This is a genomic window from Actinomadura alba (assembly GCF_014323705.1).
Classification (GTDB): Bacteria; Actinomycetota; Actinomycetes; order Streptosporangiales; family Streptosporangiaceae; genus Actinomadura_C; species Actinomadura_C alba.
On sequence record NZ_JABVEC010000004.1, the window covers coordinates 171,176 to 192,303 of the forward strand.

The 21,128-nt window shown below is 72.0% G+C and carries 18 protein-coding genes and 1 pseudogene; 12 read left to right on the forward strand and 7 right to left on the reverse strand.

From position 1 onward, the window contains the following. The first annotated feature begins 1 nt into the window (after position 1). The 4 genes from HKK74_RS08105 (at position 2) to HKK74_RS08120 (ending at position 3,135) form a co-directional block, all read left to right on the forward strand. Complete coding sequence (locus tag HKK74_RS08105; protein WP_281397707.1) at positions 2-1,231, forward strand: bifunctional 3,4-dihydroxy-2-butanone-4-phosphate synthase/GTP cyclohydrolase II; 1,230 nt, start codon at positions 2-4, stop codon at positions 1,229-1,231. Further along, positions 1,228-1,734, forward strand: a complete 507-nt coding sequence (gene ribH / locus HKK74_RS08110; protein WP_187242456.1) for a 6,7-dimethyl-8-ribityllumazine synthase — start codon at positions 1,228-1,230, stop codon at positions 1,732-1,734. The genes HKK74_RS08105 and ribH overlap by 4 nt, the downstream gene beginning before the upstream one ends. Positions 1,735-1,826: 92 nt before the next feature. Continuing rightward, positions 1,827-2,702 carry an ATP phosphoribosyltransferase gene (gene hisG, locus HKK74_RS08115; RefSeq protein WP_187242457.1) on the forward strand — a complete coding sequence of 292 codons (876 nt, stop codon included), beginning with the start codon at positions 1,827-1,829 and terminating at the stop codon, positions 2,700-2,702. After that, positions 2,695-3,135 carry a PH domain-containing protein gene (locus HKK74_RS08120; protein WP_246491330.1) on the forward strand — a complete coding sequence of 147 codons (441 nt, stop codon included), beginning with the start codon at positions 2,695-2,697 and terminating at the stop codon, positions 3,133-3,135. Before hisG ends, HKK74_RS08120 begins: the two co-directional genes overlap by 8 nt. Positions 3,136-3,148: 13 nt before the next feature. Here HKK74_RS08120 and HKK74_RS08125 read toward each other — a convergent pair whose 3' ends face one another. After that, the gene (locus HKK74_RS08125) at positions 3,149-4,360 is read right to left on the reverse strand and encodes a PucR family transcriptional regulator (RefSeq protein ID WP_187242458.1); all 1,212 of its coding nucleotides are present in this window, start codon (positions 4,358-4,360) and stop codon (positions 3,149-3,151) included. Positions 4,361-4,579: 219 nt separating this feature from the next. Between HKK74_RS08125 and HKK74_RS08130 the strand changes: the two genes are divergently transcribed. Further along, a complete protein-coding gene (locus HKK74_RS08130; RefSeq protein ID WP_187242459.1) occupies positions 4,580-7,489 on the forward strand; it encodes a helix-turn-helix transcriptional regulator in 2,910 nt (969 codons plus the stop codon). 18 nt (positions 7,490-7,507) lie between these two features. Here the strand turns inward: HKK74_RS08130 and HKK74_RS08135 are convergent, their stop codons facing one another. Then, positions 7,508-8,344 carry a M15 family metallopeptidase gene (locus HKK74_RS08135; protein ID WP_222721998.1) on the reverse strand — a complete coding sequence of 279 codons (837 nt, stop codon included), beginning with the start codon at positions 8,342-8,344 and terminating at the stop codon, positions 7,508-7,510. Positions 8,345-8,538: 194 nt separating this feature from the next. On the opposite strand from HKK74_RS08135, the gene HKK74_RS08140 reads away from it, so the two are divergent. Beyond that, positions 8,539-10,197, forward strand: a complete 1,659-nt coding sequence (locus HKK74_RS08140) for a sodium:solute symporter family protein (protein WP_187242460.1) — start codon at positions 8,539-8,541, stop codon at positions 10,195-10,197. An 18-nt stretch (positions 10,198-10,215) separates the two neighbouring features. Then, entirely contained in the window at positions 10,216-10,488 is a 273-nt protein-coding gene (locus HKK74_RS08145) for a hypothetical protein (protein ID WP_187242461.1), read from the forward strand. 119 nt (positions 10,489-10,607) lie between these two features. On the opposite strand, the pseudogene soxR reads toward HKK74_RS08145, so the two are convergent. Further along, positions 10,608-11,066, reverse strand: a pseudogene (gene soxR / locus HKK74_RS08150) (redox-sensitive transcriptional activator SoxR); the annotation flags it as partial. 149 nt (positions 11,067-11,215) lie between these two features. Here soxR and HKK74_RS08155 point away from each other — a divergent pair. After that, entirely contained in the window at positions 11,216-12,415 is a 1,200-nt protein-coding gene (locus tag HKK74_RS08155) for an NAD(P)/FAD-dependent oxidoreductase (protein ID WP_246491331.1), read from the forward strand. Positions 12,416-12,473: 58 nt separating this feature from the next. Here the strand turns inward: HKK74_RS08155 and HKK74_RS08160 are convergent, their stop codons facing one another. The 4 genes from HKK74_RS08160 to HKK74_RS08175 all read right to left on the reverse strand — a co-directional run bounded on the left by HKK74_RS08160 (position 12,474) and on the right by HKK74_RS08175 (position 16,957). Continuing rightward, entirely contained in the window at positions 12,474-13,469 is a 996-nt protein-coding gene (locus tag HKK74_RS08160) for an SDR family oxidoreductase (protein WP_187242462.1), read from the reverse strand. A gap of 29 nt (positions 13,470-13,498) precedes the next feature. Next, complete coding sequence (locus HKK74_RS08165) at positions 13,499-14,125, reverse strand: hypothetical protein (protein WP_187242463.1); 627 nt, start codon at positions 14,123-14,125, stop codon at positions 13,499-13,501. Next, entirely contained in the window at positions 14,122-15,519 is a 1,398-nt protein-coding gene (locus tag HKK74_RS08170) for a selenium-binding protein SBP56-related protein (RefSeq protein WP_187242464.1), read from the reverse strand. The genes HKK74_RS08165 and HKK74_RS08170 overlap by 4 nt, the downstream gene beginning before the upstream one ends. 88 nt (positions 15,520-15,607) lie before the next feature. After that, positions 15,608-16,957 carry a sulfite oxidase gene (locus tag HKK74_RS08175; RefSeq protein WP_187242465.1) on the reverse strand — a complete coding sequence of 450 codons (1,350 nt, stop codon included), beginning with the start codon at positions 16,955-16,957 and terminating at the stop codon, positions 15,608-15,610. 131 nt (positions 16,958-17,088) lie between these two features. On the opposite strand from HKK74_RS08175, the gene HKK74_RS08180 reads away from it, so the two are divergent. The 4 genes from HKK74_RS08180 to HKK74_RS08195 all read left to right on the forward strand — a co-directional run bounded on the left by HKK74_RS08180 (position 17,089) and on the right by HKK74_RS08195 (position 21,124). Then, positions 17,089-17,991 (forward strand): AAA family ATPase, encoded by a 903-nt coding sequence (locus HKK74_RS08180; RefSeq protein WP_187242466.1) that lies wholly within the window; start codon positions 17,089-17,091, stop codon positions 17,989-17,991. A 2-nt stretch (positions 17,992-17,993) separates the two neighbouring features. Next, positions 17,994-19,214: a vWA domain-containing protein gene (locus HKK74_RS08185; protein WP_187242467.1), complete on the forward strand. Its 1,221-nt coding sequence runs from the start codon at positions 17,994-17,996 to the stop codon at positions 19,212-19,214. Further along, positions 19,207-20,331, forward strand: a complete 1,125-nt coding sequence (locus HKK74_RS08190) for an XdhC family protein (RefSeq protein WP_187242468.1) — start codon at positions 19,207-19,209, stop codon at positions 20,329-20,331. Before HKK74_RS08185 ends, HKK74_RS08190 begins: the two co-directional genes overlap by 8 nt. Before the next feature lie 166 nt (positions 20,332-20,497). Continuing rightward, entirely contained in the window at positions 20,498-21,124 is a 627-nt protein-coding gene (locus HKK74_RS08195; RefSeq protein ID WP_187242598.1) for a nucleotidyltransferase family protein, read from the forward strand. The last annotated feature ends 4 nt before the right edge of the window (positions 21,125-21,128 follow it).

The window sequence follows — 21,128 nt, forward strand, 5'->3', positions numbered from 1 at the left end:
TATGGAGACCATGGGAATGTTCGCGAGCATCGAGGAAGCCGTCGCCGAAATCGCAGCGGGAAAGCCGGTCGTGGTGGTGGACGACGTCGACCGTGAGAACGAGGGTGACATCATCTTCGCCGCCGCCAAGGCGACCCCGGAGCTGCTGGCCTTCACCATCCGCTACACCAGCGGGGTGATCTGCGTGCCGATGCTCGGCGAGGAGCTGGACCGGCTGAACATCCCCCTGATGACCTCGCAGAACCGGGACCGTATGCGGACGGCCTACACGATCAGCGTCGACGCGCGCGACGGGGTCACGACCGGCATCTCCGCCGCCGACCGCGCCCGTACGATCCGTACGCTGTGCGACTCGGCGACCGAGCCGTACGAGATCGTCCGGCCCGGCCACATCTTCCCCCTGCGCTACCACGAGGGCGGCGTCCTACGCCGCCGCGGACACACCGAGGCGGCGGTCGACCTGGCGAGGCTCGCCGGGCTCAGCGAGGCGGGCGTGCTCGCCGAGGTGGTGAACGACGACGGCACGATGGCCCGGCTGCCGGAGTTGCAGGTCTTCGCCAAGGAGCACGGGCTGAAGCTGGTGTCGATCGAGCAGCTGGTCGAGTACCGCCGGCGGACCGAGCAGATGGTGCGGCGCGCCGCCGAGACGCGGCTGCCCAACCGGCACGGCGTCTGGCGCGCGGTGGGCTACGCCAGCGACATCGACGGCGGTGAGCACCTCGCTCTGGTGTACGGGGAGATCGGCGACGGCGAGGACGTGCTCGTTCGGGTGCACTCCGAGTGCCTGACCGGAGACGTCCTCGGCTCGGAGCGCTGTGACTGCGGCACCCAGCTGGACGACGCCATGGCCGAGATCGCCGCCGAGGGCCGCGGCATCGTCCTCTATCTGCGCGGGCACGAGGGCCGGGGGATCGGCTTGCTGGCCAAGCTGCGCGCCTACCACCTGCAGGACAACGGCTCCGACACCGTGGACGCCAACCTGGAACTCGGCCTGCCGACCGACGCGCGGGAGTACAGCAATGCCGCCCACATGCTCACAGATCTTGGCGTACGCTCCATCCGGATGCTGACCAACAACCCGAAGAAACTGCAGGGGCTGCAGGGCTTCGGCCTGAGGGTGCGCGGCCGGATCGCGCTGCCGGTCACCGTCACCGAGCACAACCAGCGCTACCTGACGGTCAAGCGGGACCGTCTCGGTCACGAGATCGCCGGGCTGGAGGACGCTTCATGAGCGGCAGTGGCAGGCCTGAGGACATCACGGTCGACGCGGCCGACCTCTCGCTCGGCATCGTCTGCACCCGCTGGCACGCCGGCGTCACCGACCGGCTACTCGAGCGGGCGGTCGAGGCGGCGAAGGCGTGCGGGGTCGACGAGCCGGTCGTCGCGCGGGTGCCGGGGGCGCTGGAGCTTCCCGTGGTCGCCCAGCAGCTCGCCCGCGATCACGACGCTGTGGTGTGCCTCGGCGCGGTCATCCGCGGCGAGACCGCGCATTTCGACTACGTGTGCGACTCCGTCACCGCCGGGCTGACCCGGGTGGCTCTCGACGAGGCGACGCCGGTGGGCAACGGAGTCCTCACCTGTGAGAGCATTGAGCAGGCAATCGATCGCAGTGGGCTGGTGGACAGCCGCGAGGACAAGGGATGGGAGGCGACTGTGGCCGCACTCGACACGGCACTGACCTTGCGAGGTCTGCGGCATCACGGTCACGCCGGGCACCTCTCCGAGCATCTCTAGCGGAGATCCAGGGGATACACCCCCTGTGACCCGGCCATCGGGCTCCCGGGCCCGTCTGGTTTCCCGCGACATCCATCCGAAAGGTTCATTCCGTGCTGTCTCTCGTCCTGCCCAAGGGCTCACTCGAAAAGGCGACGCTCGAGCTCTTCGACGCCGCCGACCTGACCGTCCGGCGCGCGTCCGACCGTGACTACCGCGCCTCGATCGACGACCCGCGCATCGAGCGGGTCCGGGTGCTGCGGCCCCAGGAGATCCCCACCTATCTCGAGCAGGGGTTGTTCGACCTCGGCATCACGGGCCGGGACTGGATCACCGAGACCGACGCCGACGTCGTGTCGCTCGGTGAACTGCAGTACTCCAAGGCCACCTCCAACCCGGTGCGGGTCATCATGGCCGTGCCGGCCGACGCGCCATGGCAGCAGGTCTCCGATCTGCCGGAAGGCGTCCGGATCTCGACCGAGTTCCCCGCCCTCACCCAGCGGTTCCTGGAGAAGCACGGCGTCAAGGCGCGGGTCGTCCCGTCCTACGGCGCGACCGAGGCGAAGGTGCCCGACATCGTCGACGCGATCGTCGACCTGACCGAGACCGGGTCCTCGCTGCGCAAGAACGGCCTGCGCATCCTCGACACGCTGCTCACCAGCTACACCGAGCTCGTCGCCAACCGCGAGGCCTACGAGAACCCGGAGAAGCGGGCCGCGATGGAGGACGTCGCGCTGCTGCTCCAGGGGGCGATCCGGGCGCGCGGCCAGGTGCTGCTCAAGCTCAACGTCGCCAACGACGAGTTGCGCAGCGTGCTCGACATCATGCCGGCGATGTCGTCGCCGACCGTCACCTCGCTGGCCGGCGGGGAGATGCAGGCGGTCGAGAGCGTCGTCGCCAAGCGGGGGGTCAACACCCTCATCCCGGCGCTCAAGGCGGCAGGTGCCCGTGACATCCTCGAGATTCCCATCGCCAAGATCGTTGACTAGGCGGCTGCCGGTCACCTGGCGGCCCTTCCGCAGCCGGGTGATCGCCTACACGCTGGCGAGCGTGATCACGCTGGGCATGATCACGCTCGCCATCGTGATCGCACCGCCCTTCGGCATCGCCGACCGGCTGGGCCTGGTGTTCTTCGGCATGGCCATCTCGGCGATCCTGCACATGCTCGCCCGCAGCAGGGTCGTCGCCGACGAGCGGGGGCTCACCGTCGTCAACCCCCTTCGCACCCACCGGTACGACTGGGCCGAGGTGCTGAGGGTCACCATGGTGCAGGGCGATCCCTGGCCCACCCTCGATCTGGCCGACGGCACCTCGGTCGGCGCGATGGGGATCCAGGGCTCTGAGGGCGAGCGGGCGCGCAGGGCCATCACCGAGCTCCAGGCCCTGCTCCGTGAGCGCGGTGAGGCGCCCGAGCCCATCTGATCGACTGGATCGATCAGTCCGGCGGCCGCGCGGGCCCGGCGCCGTGCAGGTTCAGAGCGCTCAGCGCGAGGGCGACCTCCACGAGATCGCGCGGCCGGGCCAGCGACCGCCCGGTGAGCCGCTCGATGCGGCGCAGGCGGTTGAGCACGGTGTTGTGGTGGCAGTAGAGGCGGTTCGCCGCGCGCGCCGCAGACCCGTCGCAGTCGAGCCAGGCGGTGAGGGTGGTCACCAGGACTTCCCGGAAGCCGGGATCGACGTCGGCGAGGGGGCCCAGTACCTCCCGGCCGAGCCGGGCGGCCAGCTCCGGCTGCGAGACGACCAGGGCCTCCGGCAGCCGCCGGTCGAGCGTGGCGATCTCGTTCTCCCCGGGTCGGCAGGTGCGCAGCGCGAGGTCCGCGAGCCGCCGGGCCCACCCGAGCTCGCCGAGTCCGTCGACGACCGGGCTCAGTCCCGCGTGACCGCGCACATGGGGACGTAGCGCCGCGACGACGTCGTCGAGGCCGGCCGGGCCGAGACAGACCAGTCCGACAGTGGCGTCGGCGCGCATCCGCCAGATGAAACGCACTCCGTCGACGTCCGCCGGCCGGTGGCCGCCCCACTCGCCGAGGGCGTCGTCGTCGCGCAGCACGACGACCGCGTAGCGGCCCCGCTGCGGCAGCCCGAGCACCGCCGTCGCGGTGGGGAGCAGCCCGCCCTCGGCGGCGCGCCCCTCGAGGAGCGCGTCGACGACCGCCTGCGTCCGCTCCTCACTGCGGCGCAGCAGTTCGTAGCGGGTGTGACGGTAGGCCTCGGCGGCCATGCTGGACTGCTGGTCGATGGTCTGCCAGGTTCGGGTGGCGTGACGGACGAGGGCCGGCACGTGCGCCGGGTGCTCCTCGCTCACCACCTCGACCAGGGCCTCCCAGAACACCCTGCCGGCCAGGCGGTAGGACCTGAGCAGCTGGTCCAGCGGCTGTCCCTGCTCGGCTCGGCGCCGGCCGAGCCGTTCGGCCCACTGCAGGTCCAGCCGCCGGCCGCCCGGCTCGAGGATCGCCCCGATGCCGTGCTCAAGCCCGATCTGGCAGGTCTCCCACAGGTCGTCGCGCAGCTCGGCGGGCCGGTCGCGTCCTTCGCCGTCGAGGATCTCCGAGACCAGTTGATCGGTGAGTTCCGGAAGGCGATCCCACAGGCGCAGCACGGCCTTTCGCATGATCGCCCGGTCGGCGCCGTCGGGTGCGGTCGCCATGGTCGATGCCACCTCCAGCGCTCGCGGGCGCTCATGGTGCCATCGGAGCGCGGCCCTGACCATACCGGCGGGGCGATCGGCGGCCGGATTGTGGCCGGTCACAACGCGACCGCCGGTTCGTTGGGTCGGCTCACTGAATGAGAACGCCGCTCTGGACCGGTTCGGTCGCTCCGTGTTGACGTATGCCAGCGATCCGTTCCCACCCGTTGAGGGAGTGATATGCGATCACGCCGTCCCTCCGCTCTCTCCGGCGCGGACGGCATGCCCGCCGCGACCGGTGACCCGGCCGTGCTGCGCGGTCGTGACCACGAGCTCGAGACCCTCGGTGCCCTGCTCGACCGCACGCGCAATGGAGCGGGAGGGGCGCTGCTGATCGTCGCCGAACCGGGCCTCGGCCGGTCCGCGCTGCTGGAGGCGGTCGTACGGAGGGCCGGGTCCGGCTTCCGTACGCTCGGTACCCGGGGGATCCGGCCGGAGCGAGCCGTGCCGTTCGCCGGGTTGCACCGGCTGCTGAGGCCCGTCGCCGAGCGGATCAGGCGGCTGCCCGCATCGCAGGCCGACGCCCTGGCCCCGGTCGTGGGCGGCCTGCGAGAGCGGCCGGCCGACTCCTTGACGCTCTATGCGGCCGTGGGCGGGCTGCTGGCCGAGGCGGCGCGCGGCGGCCCGGTGCTGTGCTGGGTCGACGACGTGCAGCGGCTGGACCGGGTCTCGGCCGAGGCGCTGGCCTTCACGGCGCGACGGCTCGCCGACGAACCGGTCGTCATGGTGTTCTCCGCCGGAAGCGACCTGCCGGGGGCCACCTGGCCGGAGTGCTTCGCCGACGTTCCCGGCCTCGCGCTCACCGGCCTAGACGAGCCGTCGGGTCATCGCGTGCTCGAAGACCGGACCGGCGGCGACCTGCCCGCCGAGCTGGCCGGGGAACTGCTCGAGATCGCCTGCGGCCGGCCGCTGGCGCTGGTGGAGCTCGCCGAGTCGCTGACACCGGAGCAGCTCTCCGGCGACGCGCCGTCCCCCCGGGCGCTCCCGGCGTGCAGCAGGCTGCGGGCCGTCTACCGGCGGCGGTATCTGCGGCTGCCCCGGGCGGCCCGCCGGCTGACCCTCATGGCCGTGGCCGACGACCGGCTCGACCTGGACACGCTCGCCCGCGCCGCGGCCCGGGCCGGCGTCGACCTGCGGGCGCTGGAGCCGGCGCGCGCCGCGGGTCTCGTACGGCTGGACGGCCAGGCCGTCGAGGTGCCGGACCAGTTGATCCGGTCGTGCCTGTACGCCGACGCGGCGCCCGCTGAACGGCACGCGGCACACGCGGCGCTCGCGACCGTACTCGACCGGGAGTGGGAGCGGTCGCGGCGGAGCTGGCATCTGGCCGCCGTCGCCGGCGAACCGGACGGCCGACTCGCCGACGAGCTCGCGACGGCCGCGCTCGCGGCCAGGCGGGCCGGGCACCTCGCCGAGTCCTCCCGTGCCTGGCAGCGCGCCGCCGCCCTCTCGCGCACCCGGGAGGCCAGGGCGGAGCGGCTGATCGCGGCGGCATCGGACGCCTGGACGGCGGGCCGGTCCCGGCGCGCGCACGCGCTGCTGCGCCAGGCGCGGCCATTGACGGGTACGGGTGAACTGCTCGGCCTCGCCGGTCTGCTGCGCGGTGAGATCGAGCTGCGTGACGGGATCCCCGCCATCGGCGGCCGGATGCTGGTGGAGGCGGCGGACCGGCTCGCCGACGTGGACCGGGTGCTCGCCATCACCGCTCTGGCTCGGGCCGGCGAGGCGGTCCGGATCACCGGAGACCGGCGATCGTGCCTGGCCATCGCCGAACGCGCCGCCGCGCTGGGCGGCACCGGCGAGTCTCCGCTCGTCACGCTGATGCTCCACCACATCGCCGGCATGGCGGCGACGTTCCAGGGCCGGCACGCGGACGCCGCCGCGCGTCTGCGACGGGTGATCGAGTACGCGGACCTGACCGAGGACTGCGCCGCCAAGACCTGGGCGAGCCTGGCCGCGCTCACCCTCGGAGACGATCAACGGGCCCAGGATCTCGCCACGCAGGCGGTGGCGGCCGCACGCGAGCACGGCGTCGTGGCTCCGGTGCCCTGGGCGCTGTGGGCGCTCGCCCAGGCCGAGCTCTCCCTCGGGCGGTACCCGGCGGCCCTCGCCGCCGCCCTGGAAGGACTTCGCCTTTCGCGCGTGGCCGGCCAGGCGAACTGCGCGATGGACCACGTCGCCACCATCACGCTGATCGCGGCCTTCCAGGGGGACGGGGAGACGGTGGCGCGGCACCTCGGGGAGATCTCCGACGAGGTGAACAGGCGAGGGCTCGCACGTGCGGACGCCATGAGCTCGTGGGCGCTCGCGTGCCTGGATCTCGCGGACGACCGTCCGGCCGACGCGGCCGGCCGCCTCGCCCGGATGGCGGCCGGGGGTCCCGTCCACTCGGTCGTACGCGTCCTCGCCACGCCGCACTTCGTCGAGGCCGCCGTCCGCTGCGGCCGGGGGGCCTCCTCGGCGCGGGCCCTGCGGCTCTTCGAGCTCTGGGCGGAAGGCACCCGCAATCCCACCCGGCGAGCGCTGGCGCAGCGCTGCCGGGCGCTGCTCGCCGACCACGCGGGCCGTGCGGGCGGCGACGGCGATGGCGACGGCAGAGATGGCGGTGGCGGTGGGGACGATGGCGGTGCCGATGATGGCCGCGCCGGCGACGGCACGGTGGAGGCGCACTTCGGCGCGGCGCTGCGCCTGCACCGGCACGGGGACTCCGCCTTCGAGATGGCGAGGACCGAGCTGCTCTACGGGCACTGGCTGCGGCGCCGGCGCAGGCCGAGCGCCGCGCGTGAGCACCTGCGCAACGCTCTACTGATCTTTGAGCGCTATGACGCGGGCCGGTGGGTGGAGCGGGCGCGGGCGGAACTGCGCGCGGCCGGCGACACCGTCCCGACTGGTGCGCTCGACGACGCCCGCGGCCTTGCCGTCCTGACGGCCCAGCAGGCGCAGATCGCCCGCCTGGTCGCCGAAGGATCCACCAACAGGGAGATCGCCGCCCGGCTCGACCTCAGTCACCGCACCGTCGACCATCATCTGCGCAACGTCTTCACCCGGCTCGGGATCCGCTCCCGGGTCGAGCTCGCGAGGTTATTGCGCTGAGCCGCGCCGCCGGGCCGGTCACCCGCGGGCGACCGGGAAGTCGAAGTAGGTGTCCGGGTACGGCTCGCCGCTGAGGGTGTAGTGCCACCACTCCGCGGCGTAGTTGGTGAAGCCGGCCGTCTCCAGCGTGCTCTTGAGCAGCAGCCGGTTGTCCCGGGCCTTACCGGTGATTCGCGGGTCGAGGGTGTTGGCCAGGGTGTCGAAGCAGTCGAAGCCGGTGCCCATGTCGACCGTGTTGTCGGGGAACCGTTCGTCGCGGGGGGCGAAACACGGCACGAGCCGTTCGCCGGGCACGTAGGGGCGCTGCGCCTTGGCCGGCAGCCGGACGAGGGTGAGGTCGACCGTGCTGCCCCGGCTGTGGCCGGAGCGGGCCGCGATGTAACCGTCCTCGAACAGCCTCGACTTGTCGACGTTCGGGTAGAACTCGCCCTTCATGCGCACGTCGCGGGGACGTTCGGCCCAGCGTGCGAAGTCGTTCACCGCGCGCTGCGGCCGGTAGCAGTCGTACACCTTGAGGGTGTAGCCGCGCGGGCGCAGGGCGGCCTGGGCGCGGCGGAGCGCCTGTGCCGCCGGCCGGCTGAGGATGCACAGCGGCTGGCGGTAACCGATGATCGGGCGGCCGATGAAGTTGTGCGACGTGCGGTACCGGATGTCGTGCAGGATCGTGGGGTCCACGTCCGAGAGGACGACGAACCCGGTGGGGATCCTTCCGCCGTGGTGGGTGACGGAGGCGGAGGCCGGCACCGGGAACAGCACGGCCATCATGAGAAGCGTGACCGCGAGGGCGCGGAGCGGGCGGATGCGGGTCCACGGGCGGGACCGGGCGCGCTGTGGAGCGTCCATCAAGATCGACATGATCATTTCTACCTCACGCGGCGCGGACCCGCCACTACCGGACGTAGATCGATCTCCGCCAGCCGCCTCGCCGGATTGTTGCCCTTAAGCGATCAAAATCACATTTGGCTACTTTCTCGAGATGGTAGGGCAGAGCCGGAGTGACGACGCCGTCTGCGGGAAGCACCCAGCGACACACGATCTTGGAGGGACGGGTGGGAACAGTCGCGGACGGTCTCCGCCTACAGGTCAACGGGCTCGACTACCTGCTGCTGGCGCTGTACTTCGGGACGGTGCTCGGCATCGGGTTCATCGCCCGGATGACGGTGCGCACCAGTTCGGACTTCTTCCTCTCCGGACGGTCGCTGCCCGCCTGGATCACCGGTCTGGCGTTCCTGTCGGCGAACCTCGGCGCGACCGAGATCCTCGGCATGGCCGCCAACGGCGCCCAGTACGGCGCCATGACCGTGCACTACTACTGGATCGGCGCGGTGCCGGCCATGGTGTTCCTCGGCATCGTGATGATGCCGTTCTACTACCGGTCCGGAGTGCACAGCGTCCCCGAGTTCCTGCGGCGGCGCTTCAACCGGCCGACGCAGCAGCTCAACGCCGTCACCTTCGCGGTCGCGCAGGTGCTCATCGCCGGCATCAACCTGTACGCGCTGGCTCTGGTGATGCGCGCGCTGCTCGGCTGGCCGCTGCCGCCGGCCATCGTCGTGGCGGCGGCCTTCGTGCTCGCCTACATCACCCTGGGCGGGCTCTCGTCGGCGATCTACAACGAGGTCCTGCAGTTCTTCGTCATCCTCGCCGGCCTGGTCCCGCTCACCGTTCTCGGGCTCATCAAGGTGGGCGGGCCGTCCGGCCTGGCGGAGAAGATCAGGGCGTCGTCGCTGGGTGAGGGCGGCCTGCACGCCTGGCACGGAACGGGTGTCGGGTCCGAGAACCCGATGGCCGCCAACTGGATCGGGATCATCTTCGGCCTCGGCTTCGTGCTCTCCTTCGGCTACTGGACCACCAACTTCGCCGAGGTACAGCGGGGCCTGTCGGCGCGCAACACCAACGCCGCTCGGCTCACCCCCATCGTCGCGGCCTACCCGAAGCTGATGATCCCGGCGGTCACCGTGATTCCCGGAATGATCGCTCTCGTGCTGTTCCCGCAGCTCGGCAAGGCCAATGACTACAACGACGCGATACCGCTGCTGATGAACGACCTGCTGCCGAGCGGCGTGCTCGGCATCGCGCTCACCGGCCTCATCGCCTCGTTCATGGCGGGCATGGCGGCCAACGTCAGCGGCTTCAACACGGTGTTCACCTACGACCTGTGGAAGGCCAACGTCGCCAAGGACCGGCCGGACGCGTACTACATCAAGGTCGGCCGCTGGGTCACCGTCGCGGGCGTGGCCGGCGGTATCGGCACCGCCTTCATCGCCGCGGGGTTCAGCAACATCATGAACTACATGCAGTCGCTGTTCGCGTTCTTCAACGCACCGCTGTTCGCGACCTTCATCGTCGGGCTGTTCTGGCGGCGGATGACGCCCTGGGCGGGGTTCTGGGGACTGCTGGCGGGCACGCTGAGCGCGATGGCGTCCTATGTGCTCTACAAGGCCGGGGTGCTGGACTTCGGCACCGACCTGAACTCCAGCTTCTGGGGGGCCGGAATCGCCTTCGTGGTCGACGTCGCGGTGTCGGTGGCCGTCACCTTCATGACGGCGCCCAAGCCCGCAACCGAACTCGCCGGCCTGGTGCGGGGCATCAAGTCCGACGATCTGGTCGACGACTCCATCGCGGGGGACAAGGCGTGGTTCCGCTCCCCGGTCGTGCTGGGCGTCGGGGCGCTCGCCCTGGGCGCCGCCCTCTACCTGCCGCTGCTCTGACGCCTGGAGAGATGAATCATGACAACGGACAAGACGCCCGACACCCCGATGCGACGGCGGCCCGCCCTCCTCACCGTGCTGAGCGAGATCCGGGTCATCATCGGTGCGCTGTTCTGCGTCTACGGCGTGATCGTCGGGGTCGCCGGGCTGTTCGACTCCAAGGCCGAGCTGGACAAGGCCCAGGGGGTGAACATCAACCTCTGGACCGGCCTGGCCATGCTCGTCTTCGGGGCCGCGTTCCTCCTGTGGGCCTACCTGCGTCCGGCCCGGCGCGCGGAGGACGGTTCCTGAACGTCGCCGCCCTCGCATGCGGGTGCGCACGCGTCCGCCACCAGTTCGATCACCGGCTCGATCCGCGACGACGTCCCCCGGCCTGCTCCGGCACCGTCGGCGGCCGCGAGTGACGCCGGCGCGGCGGCGTCGGTGAGCAGCCGTCGCGGCCCCGGCCCGCTCTCGCCGAGCACGTCCGAGGGGTTGGAGAGCTTGCAGCTGCCCAGGGAGAGGCAGCCGCAGCCGATGCAATCGGTGAGGTCGTCGCGCAGCTGCTGAAGCCGCTCGATGCGGGCGTCCAGCTCACTGCGCCAGGACGCCGACAGCCGGGCCCAGTCACCGCGGGTCGGGGTGCGTTCCTCGGGCAGCTGGGAGAGCGCTTCGCGGATCGTGTTCAACGGCATGCCGACCCGCTGCGAGACGCGGATGAACGCGACCCGGCGCAGCGTGTCGCGCGGGAAGCGGCGCTGGTTCCCGGCCGTCCGGCGGCTGCGGATCAGCCCCTTGGACTCGTAGAAGTGCAGAGCGGAGACCGCCACTCCGCTCCTGTCGGCGAGCTGGCCGACGCTGAGCTCCTTGAGATCGGCTGAAACTGTCACGGATCGCAGCCTATAGCTCGACCAACCTTGAGGTCGTGCCTTCCGTCGCCCTTCCGTGGCGCCGATGCCCGGGATGTCACGTCTCGGCGGGCTGTCCCGTCCTCTGGTCGACGGCGCGGAAATCGGCGCGGAAACAGGAGGACGGAGCGATGACCGAGACCATGAGCGGACACCGCGTGCTGGTGCTGGGTGCCGGCTACGCCGGGATGATGTGCGCGATCCGGACGGCTAGGCGTGGCCGCCGGCACGGTGTGACAGTGACCATCGTCAACCCCTCGGGCCGGTTCACCGAGCGGTTGCGGATGCACCAGGTCGCCACCGGACAGGAGCTCGCCGACCATCGGATCGCCGACCTGCTCGACGGCACCGGCGTCGAGTTCGTCGAGGGCCGGGCCGTCCGCATCGATCCCGGCGACCGGGAGGTGGAGGTGGACACCTCGGCCGGAGCGCGCACGCTCGGCTACGACACGCTGGTGTACGCGATCGGCGGAGTGGCCGACACCGGCGCGGTGCCCGGTGCGGACGTTCACGCCCACACCTTCGACGATGCGCGGGCGGCCGGCCGGCTGGCCGCCAGGCTGGCCGAACTCGAACGGCTCGGCGGGACCGTGACGGTCTGCGGAGGCGGTCTCACCGGCGTCGAGGCCGCGGCCGAGATCGCGGAGTCGCACCCGGGTGTCCGGGTGGTGCTCCTCAGCCGTGACGTTCCGGGCCGGATGATGGGGGAGCGGGCACGGAGCCACCTCGACCGCGCGCTTGAGCGCCTGGGAGTCGTGGTCCGGGCCGGGGCCGAGATCGTGAAGGTCCTGCCGGACGCCGTGGAACTCGCCGGCGGGGAACTCGTGCACTCCGACGCCACCCTGTGGACCTCGGGCGTGCGGATCGCGCCGCTGGCCGCCGACGCGGGCATCGCGGCCGACGGCCGGGGACGTGTCATCACCGACGCCACGCTCCGGTCGGTGTCGGCCCCCCAGGTGCACGCCGTCGGCGACGCCGCGGCGATCCGGCAGGCCTGGGGCGGCGTTCACGGCACCTGCCAGAGCGGCATTCCGACTGCCGCCTACACCGCCGACACGATCGTCGCGCTGGTGCGGGGACGCCGGGTCAGGCCGTTCAGGTTCGGCTACTTCCACCAGCCGGTCAGCCTGGGCCGCCGCGACGCCGTCATCCAGTTCACCCACCCCGACGACACCCCGCGCCGCTGGTTCCTCTCCGGCCGGGCGGCCGTCGCCTACAAGGAGATGGTCAGCAGCAGCCCGGTGCCGACCTACCGGCTGACCAAGCGCTATGCCGGTGGCCTCGTCTGGCCGCGCGGCGGCCGCCGCACGCGGCGCCCCGCCACGCCCTGACCGGCCGTACCCGGCCGCCGGCGTCACACTGATCAGGCCCTGATCGGTCGGCCCCGCGTCATCCCACCACCTTGGCCATGGCCGCGATGAGGTCGTCCCACAGGTCGTCGGCGGCCCGGTCGACGGTCCTGCGCCGCGGGTCGGCGTCGTGCCATGCGACGATCTCGCGGGCGCCCACGGCGAAGGGGACGCGCGCGGTCCAGCCAGGCACGAGACGCTTGATCTTGGTGTTGTCGAACACCATCGAGTGGGTCCGGTCACCGAGCAGCGGGGCGCTCAGGTCCGGTTCGACGGCGGCGATCGTCTTCGATGGAACATGCACCAGACGCGGCGTCGCCCCGGCGGCCGATCCCATGAGCTCGTAGATCTGATTCCAGCTGAGCACCTCGTCAGAGGTGATGTGGAAACTGTCGCCGATGGCGAGGGGGTTGCCGAGGAGCCCGGTGAACGCGGTGGCGAAGTCGGTGTGGTGGGTGAGCGTCCAGAGCGATGTGCCGTCGCCGTGCACCACCACCTCGTGACCGCGCCGCATGCGGTCGACGTCGGTCCATCCGGACATGAGCGGAACGTGGGTGCGATCGTAGGTGTGCGAAGGCCGCACGATCGTCACTGGCAGACCCGAGGTCCGGTGCGCGTCGATCAGCAACCGCTCGCAGGCGATCTTGTCGCGGGAGTACTGGGACATGGGGTTGCGGAGCGGCGTCGACTCGACGATGGGCAGGCGCTGTGGAGGTGTCTGGTAGGCGGACGCGGAACCGATGAACAGGTACTGCCCGGTCCGGTCGCCGAACGCCTCGACACTCGCCTGCGCCTGCTCGGGGGTGTAGGCGAGGAAGTCGGCCACCGCGTCGAAGTGCCGGCCCCCGAGGGTCCGCCGTACCGCGCCGGCGTCGCGGATGTCGGCGCGGAGCACCTCGGCCGCGTCCGGAGCGGGGCGGGCGCTGGAGGTGCCGCGATTGATCATCGTGACGTCCATGCCGGCCGCGACGGCGGCGTCCACGCAGGCGGAGCTGATCACCCCGGTGCCACCGATGAACAGAACCCTCAACGACATGCCTTCCGTCCTTTCGTCGCGGCGGCCGCTCACGAGGCGGTCAGCACCGTGAGCGCCCCCGCGCAGATCAGCGCGAAGGCCCAGAGCCGGTCGAGATTGAACCACGCCCTGCGCAGCACCGTCAGCCCCATCACGTCGTAGGCGAGCACCGCGATCACACCCGCGACGGCCAGCATCGCCAGCGTGTGCACACCCGTGACGAACACGGCCGCGCCGACGGGGCCGGAGGACAGGCCGTGGTCGTGGCCGGAGGGAGCCGCCGAGGTGGTCAGTACCGGGAGCAGCATCAGCCCGGCGCCGTGCACCGACGACATCAGGAACGACCAGCACCCGAGCTGCCACAGCGACAGTTTCATGCCGACCCAGCGGAAATGCCGCTTCGACAGCAGCCGCCACAGCCCGAAGCCCACCAGCACGACCCCGCCGCCGATGGCGACGATCCGGGTGGTGAGCACCGACCCGGTCGTCGTCACCACGAGGGCGACGACGCCCACCGACGCCGCGTGCCCGCAGGCGATCGCGGGCAGCGACTGCAGTACCAGCGCGCGGCTGCGCTCCTGTAAACCGCGGGCGACCGCGAACAGCCAGCCCATCCCCGGGTTGAGCCCGTGGAAGGCGCCGAGCGCGACCAGCGCGGCCAGCGACCCCTCGGTCACGGGTAGCAGTACGAGTCCGAGGACGCGTCGCCGCCCTGCAACCGCGTCTGGTGCGGGCGCAGGCCGCGGAAGTCGTCGCCATGCGGGAAGAACCGCTCGTCGAAGCCGAACTCGGCGCCCGAGTCCAGCTTGGCCATCCAGGCGCCGACCCCGTCGGGGTAGAACTGGTCGTCCCACGCCCCGTACAGCGAGTTGGTCACGTAGACGCGTTTCCCGTCGCGGCTGACCTCGACCATCTGCGGCCCGCCGGAGAGCGGAAGGTCGGGTGCGGCCGGGTGGGGCGTGCGCCGGACGATCCCGCCGATCCGCACCGATCCCGCCTCGACCGGGTGGAACGGGTCGGACACGTCGTAGCGCTTGAGCTCGCCGGTGCCCCAGCAGGAGACGTAGAGGTACTTGTCGTCGACCGAGAGATCGATGTCGGTGATCAGCGGTGGCACGGCGCCGAACGGCTGGATCACCGGGGGCAGGTCCTCGGCGGGCGCCGGTTCGGCCGGGATGGTGATGACCTTCTTCGCGGCCCACCGGTCGCCGTCGCGGTGCCACACCCAGACCGACGCGGACAGGTCCTCGACGCTGACGACCACGCCCACGAACCCGTACTGCCTGGTGGGGTCGTGCGCGGGGCGCAGTTCGAGGACCATCTGGTGCTCGTCGCCAAGGTCGATCGTCTGCTGGTGCCTGCGCTTGCGCAGGTCCCAGAAGTGCAGGGAGTGGCCGTACTTCCGGCCGAGCAGCAGCTCGCCCACCACCCCGTCCTCGATCATCGATGGGGTGCCCCACTCGGAGGAGACGAGCACGTCGTGGGCGATGTGCCACCAGGCGTCGTAGGCGAAGTACTGCGGGCCCCGGTCCACCTCCCAGCGGCCGAGCACGTCGAAGGAGGTGTGGTCGAGCAGCGCGATCCCGCCGGGGCCGTCGTTGCCGCCGGCCCCGCCGAGCGCGGTCACGTAGATCCCCTCCGGCCCGCAGTGCACGGTGTGCGGGCGCGAGTAGCCCGCGCGCTTGGCGAGTTCGTCCGCTTCGAGCACCTTGACGATCTCGGGGCTGGTCGGCCGGTCCTTGGTGTCGACGACATAGATGCGCGACGACCGCAGCCCGGGCACGATGAGGTAGCGGCGCTCGACATGCGGATGCGGAGCGTACGGGCACAGCGCGCTGCTGCACGCGTTCCAGCCGAAGTGGTGCAGCTCGTCGCCGGTGTAGGGCAGCTCGGTCCACCCGACCACCGACCCGTAGGACGCGGAATCGGCATCGACGTCGAGCACCGCGATGGCGTCGGGCTTCTGCGCGGCGCGGTCGAAGGCCGCGACGTAGGCGAGTTTCTCCGGCGGCGCCGCGATCGCGTCACGCGGCGAGGCGTAGAAGCTGGGATCGGCTTTCCAGAGCGCCATGGAACTTCTCCCGAGATCGATCCGGCGGTGTGCGGACGGGTGGGCGAGTGGAGGCCGGCGGCGACGCCCCCGGGGGGCCGACAGAGCCTCACACTACGGTGACGGGGTGCCGGACGACAGCACCGAAGAGATAACCCAGCGTGTTGTACGGTGCCTGGTCCGGCTGGGTGGCCCCCGTCTCGTCCGTGGCCCTGGCCAGCAGCACGTGCGGGCCCGGCCGCCGGGGCGTCCAGCGGAACTCCCAGCGCCGCCAGGCGGTCGCGGACGGCTGACCGCCGGAGTGCGCCGCCTGCCAGCTCGCGCCGCCGTCGACGCTGACCTCGACCCGCCGGATCCGGCCGCCGCCCGACCATGACCGCCCGCGCAGCGTGTGCGCGCGCCCGGCCTCGACGCGGGCGTCCCACGGCAGCTCGAAGGCGCTCTTGACGACCATGCGCGTGAGCGGCGGGCCGCCCTCCGGGGGATGATCCGGACCGAACAGCCGGTAGAACTGGGTGTTCCAGGGAGAGAACAGGGGCTGGTCGGACACCTGAATGTCACCGAGCCACTTGATGGACCCGATCCCCACCCAGGACGGCACCACCAGCCGTACCGGGAAGCCGTGATCGGGCGGGAGCGGACGGCCGTTCATCTCATAGGCCAGCAGCACGTCGTCGAGGGCCTTGGCCACCGGCAGCGGCCGGCGGACCCGGCCCAGGTTCACCCCCTTGTCGACGAACTCGGCGTCGAGCCCGCGCGGCAGGACGTCGACCGCCCGGCGGGTGAGCCCCGCCCGGTCGAGCACCGTCGCCAGTCGCACGCCGCGCCAGCGCGCCACCCCCACCGCGCCGAGCCGCCAGGGGGTTCCCGACACCGTCTGGCCCTGCTGGGAGCTGAAGAAGCCACGGCCGTTGCCGGTGCACTCGATGAAGGCGGTGAGCGACTCGGCCGGCAGAGCGAGCAGGTCCTCGTAGGAGAACTCGACCGGCCGGTCCTCGGCGGGGGCGCCGCGCAGCCCGGAGCCCCACAGCCTCAGCCGCCACGTCAGCGCGTCGATCAGCGGGGTGGTGGTGTGGTTGCGCACGAAGAAGCGATCGGCCGGGGTCAGGTGGCCCTGCCCGGACATGGCCTCCCAGCGGGTCTCGGCGTTCGTGCCGTGCACGACAAAGAGCTCCGGAGGCAGCGGCTTCACGATCGGGCCCTCGGCGGCCGCCCGGCCGGCGCCGGCGAGCACCCGGGTGGCGCCCGTGCCCGCGTGGCCAGTTCCGGCGTGACCGGTGCCCGCGTGGGCGGTGCCGCCGACGGCCTGGCCGGTGCCCGCGATCGCCGCCCCGAGGCCGATGCCCGCGGACGTCCGCAGCAGCTTGCGCCGGGACACCTCGGCGCCGCCCACGCGAGAGAGCCACTGGCCGGCGCGCACGCGTTCGTACGTCCCCTCGTCGGTGAGGTCGTCGCTCATGCCCCCGATCGTGTGTGCTATTCCCAATAAAGTCAACTGTTAAAGTCTGGTTTTCGCCGGCCCGTGGGCCCCCGGTGGAAGGGCGTTTGATCATCACTCGCGATCGCACCGGCGCTGAGTAACCTGAGGCTGTGACACAGAACGCCGCGACCCGGACGGATGACATCAATTCCCCCCGGGGGCTAGCCGATCATCTCGCCCGACGCGCCTACCTGGCCGATGAGGGGCTGGCCGCCGCGGCCTACCTTGCGCTGCGGATGCGACGCCCGCTCTTCCTGGAGGGCGAGGCCGGTGTCGGCAAGACCGCGCTGGCCAGGACTCTCGCCGAGGTGCTCGGCGCGCCGCTGATCCGGCTGCAGTGTTACGAGGGCCTCGACGCGACGCAGGCGCTGTACGACTGGGACTTTCCGCGCCAGCTTCTGCACCTGCGCGCCGCTGAGGCGGCCGGCGCCACGGACGTCGCCCGCCTGGAGGCCGAGCTGTACGACCGGCGGTTCCTGCTCGCCCGGCCGCTGCTCCAGGCTCTCGAGACGACGCCCAGCGTGCTGCTCGTCGACGAGGTCGACCGGGCCGACGACGAGTTCGAGGCCTTCCTGCTGGAGGTGCTCTCGGACTTCACGATCTCGATTCCGGAGCTCGGCACGATCCACGCCGAGGAGCCGCCCGTCGTCGTGGTGACCTCCAACCGCACCCGCGAGGTGCATGACGCGCTGAAGCGCCGGTGCCTCTACCACTGGCTGGAACACCCGTCCTTCGACCGTGAGGTCGCGATCATCCGCAGGCGGCTGCCGGACGCCACGGAGCGGCTGGCACGTCAGGTCGCGCGGGCCGCACAGCGCCTGCGCGGCGAGGACCTGCTGAAGCCACCCGGGGTCGCCGAGACCCTCGACTGGACCGAGGCGCTCCTCACCCTGGGCCTTCGGGATCTCGAGCCCGACACGGTCGCGGTCACGCTCGGCGCCGTCCTGAAGTACCGCGAGGACCAGGAGCGCGTGGTCCGGCGCGGGCTCGACGCGTTGCTCGACGGGAACTGATCATGGACGGCCGCGGAATGGGCGGGCCGAGAGGCGATCTCTCGCGTCCCGCTACGGGCGCGGGTGACGTCATCGCCACGATGACCGGCTTCGCCCGTACTCTCAGAGCGGCCGGCGTCGACGCCGGGCCAGAACGGCTGCAGGCCATGGTGGCCGCTCTCGACCATCTGGATGTGCTCGACCCCCGCGACGTCTACTGGGCGGGGCGGCTGACGCTGTGCGCCGACCCCGACGATCTGCCGCGCTACGACCGGTGCTTCGCCGCGTACTTCTCCGGCGAGACGGCACGCCCCGGCCGGCCCCCGCCTCCCACGGTGATCGTGCGGCACGTCGCGGTGCCCGTGACGGCGTCGGGAGATCGTGACACACGGGACGAGGAGCCCACCGACGACGTCCACACGGCGACCGCGAGCGCCGTCGAGGTGCTGCGGCACCGGGACGTCTCAGGGCTGAGCCCGGCCGAGCGGGCGGAGGTCAACCGGCTGATCGCGTTGCTCGACGCCTCCACCGAGCTGCGCCGGTCGAGGCGGCTCACGCCCGCGCCGTCCGGCCGGCTCGATCAGGCGCGTACGGTCCGTACGCTGCTGCGGCGGGGCGGGGAGGTCTCCCGGCTGCACCACCGGGCACACCGCCGCAAGCCGCGCCGCGTCGTCCTGCTGGTCGACGTGAGCGGCTCGATGACCCCCTACGCCGACGCGCTCCTGCGGTTCGCGCACGCGGCGATGCGGTCGGGTGCGCGCACCACCGAGGTCTTCAGCGTGGGAACCCGGCTGACCCGGCTGACCAGCGAGCTCCGGCACCGGGTCCCCGACCTCGCGATGACGGCCGCGTCGGACGCCATCCCGGACTGGAGCGGCGGAACCCGGCTCGGCGAGGAGCTCAAGGAGTTCCTCGACCGGTTCGGCCAGCGCGGCATGGCACGCGGCGCGATCGTGGTGATCGCCTCTGACGGGTGGGAGCGCGGCGACGCCGGCCTGCTCGGCGAGCAGATGGCGCGGCTGCACCGCCTGGCGCACCGGGTCGTGTGGGCCAACCCGCACAAGGCGCGTCCGGGCTACGAGCCGCTCACCGGCGGGATGGTCGCGGCCCTTCCGCACATTGACGACTTCGTCGCCGGTCACAGTGCCGATGCGCTGGCGGAACTGGCGGAGGTGATCGGAGCGGTGCGCCGCCGGAGCCCGGTCATCGGAGCAGGGCGAGACGAGAGGAACCGCGGTGCGTGACGTTCTGGACGCCATTTCGAAGTGGTACGGAGCCGGCGAGACCTTCGGGCTCGCCACCGTGGTCAACACCTTCCGCAGCGCTCCGCGTCCGCCGGGCGCGGCGATGGCGGTGTCCTCGGACGGCGAGGTCGTCGGCAGCGTGTCGGGCGGCTGCGTCGAGGGAGCGGTGTACGACCTGGCGCGCTCGGTGATCGAGTCGGGCGAACCGGTGGTGCAGCGTTACGGCGTGAGCGACGACGACGCCTTCGCGGTGGGGCTCACGTGCGGCGGCATCCTCGACATCCTGGTGGAGCCGGTCGATCCCTCGACCTTCCCCGAGTTCGCCGAGGTGGCCCGTGCGATCAGGCGGGGGTCGGCCGTCGCGGTGGCCACGGTCACCGCCGGGCCCGGCGCGATCGGCGCGCGCCGGGTCGTCTGGCCCGATCGCGCGTCCGGCTCGCTGGCGCCGGGCCGGTCGTACGCCGGTCGGCTCGACGCGGCCGCCGACGACGACGTTCGCGGAATGCTGGCGCAGGGTCTGACCGGGCAGCGGCACTACGGGCCGAAGGGGGAGCGGCGGCTCGACGAGCTCGCCGTGTTCGTCCACTCCTTCGCGCCGCCGCCGCGGCTGCTGGTGTTCGGGGCGATCGACTTCGCCGCCGCGGTCGCGCGGGTCGGCAAGTTCCTCGGTTACCACGTCACCGTGTGCGACGCGCGGCCCGTCTTCGCGACCGCCAAGCGCTTCCCGGAGGCCGACGAGGTCGTGGTGAAGTGGCCGCACCGATTCCTCGCCGACGTCGACGTGGACGAGCGTACGGTCATCTGCGTGCTCACCCACGACCCCAAGTTCGACGTGCCTCTGCTCGAGCTCGCGCTCCGTACCCCGGCGGGCTACATCGGCGCCATGGGCTCCCGGCGCACCCACGAGGACCGGCTCGACCGGCTCCGGGAGGCCGGGCTGACCGAGGACGAGCTCGCGCGGCTGCGTTCGCCGATCGGGCTCGACCTCGGTGCGCGCACCCCAGAGGAGACCGCGGTGTCCATCGCGGCCGAGCTGATCCAGCTCCGCTGGGGCGGCTCCGGGCGGCCGCTCACCGCCACCGAGGGCCGCATCCACCGCGAGCCGGCTCCGGGCTGAGCGCGCCCGCGGGCCGGGCGGCGTCGCCCGGCGGGGGGAGCGCGGCGCTGACCGCGGCGTCGTGACCCCGCGACAGGGGGCGCGATGGTGATGTGCCTTCGCCGTGCCGTTCGCCCGGCGTGATCGCACGATCACGACGTTCCGGGTCTACCCTCACGGTGTGAGGATGCGGGATGGCATCGGCGGCCTGTTGCTCGCCGCGGGAGAGGGGCGCCGGTTCGGCCGGCCGAAGGCGCTCGTCGAGTTCGAGGGTGAGCGGCTGGTCGACCGTGGCGTGCGCATGCTGCGCGACGCCGGGTGCGGCCCCGTCATCGTGGTCACCGGGGCCGCCTCGATCGAGGTGATCGGCGCGGTCGTGGTGCCGAACCCCGACTGGCGCACGGGCATGGGCTCGTCTCTGCGCGCGGGATTGGCGGCCCTGCCGCCCGGGTGCCCCGCGGTGGTCGTCGCGCTGGTCGATCAGCCGCTCGTCACCCCGGCGGCCGTCCGCAGGCTGACGGAGGCGTACGAGTCGGGCGCCCCGGTGGCCGTCGCGACCTACGGGGGCAGACCGCGCAACCCGGTGCTCATCGCCCGCGCGCACTTCGCCGAGGCGGCCGCCCGCGCCGTCGGGGACGCCGGCGCCCGGGCCTTCCTGCGCGAGCACCCCGAACTGGTGACGCCGGTGCCGTGCGACGACGTCGCCTCGCCCGACGACATCGACACGCCCGACGACCTCGTCGCTCTGAGCGCCCACCGGCTCGCCGGCCGACAGGACGGCAGCCCCGCCGGATCGATGCGGGACGACCGGTGACCCG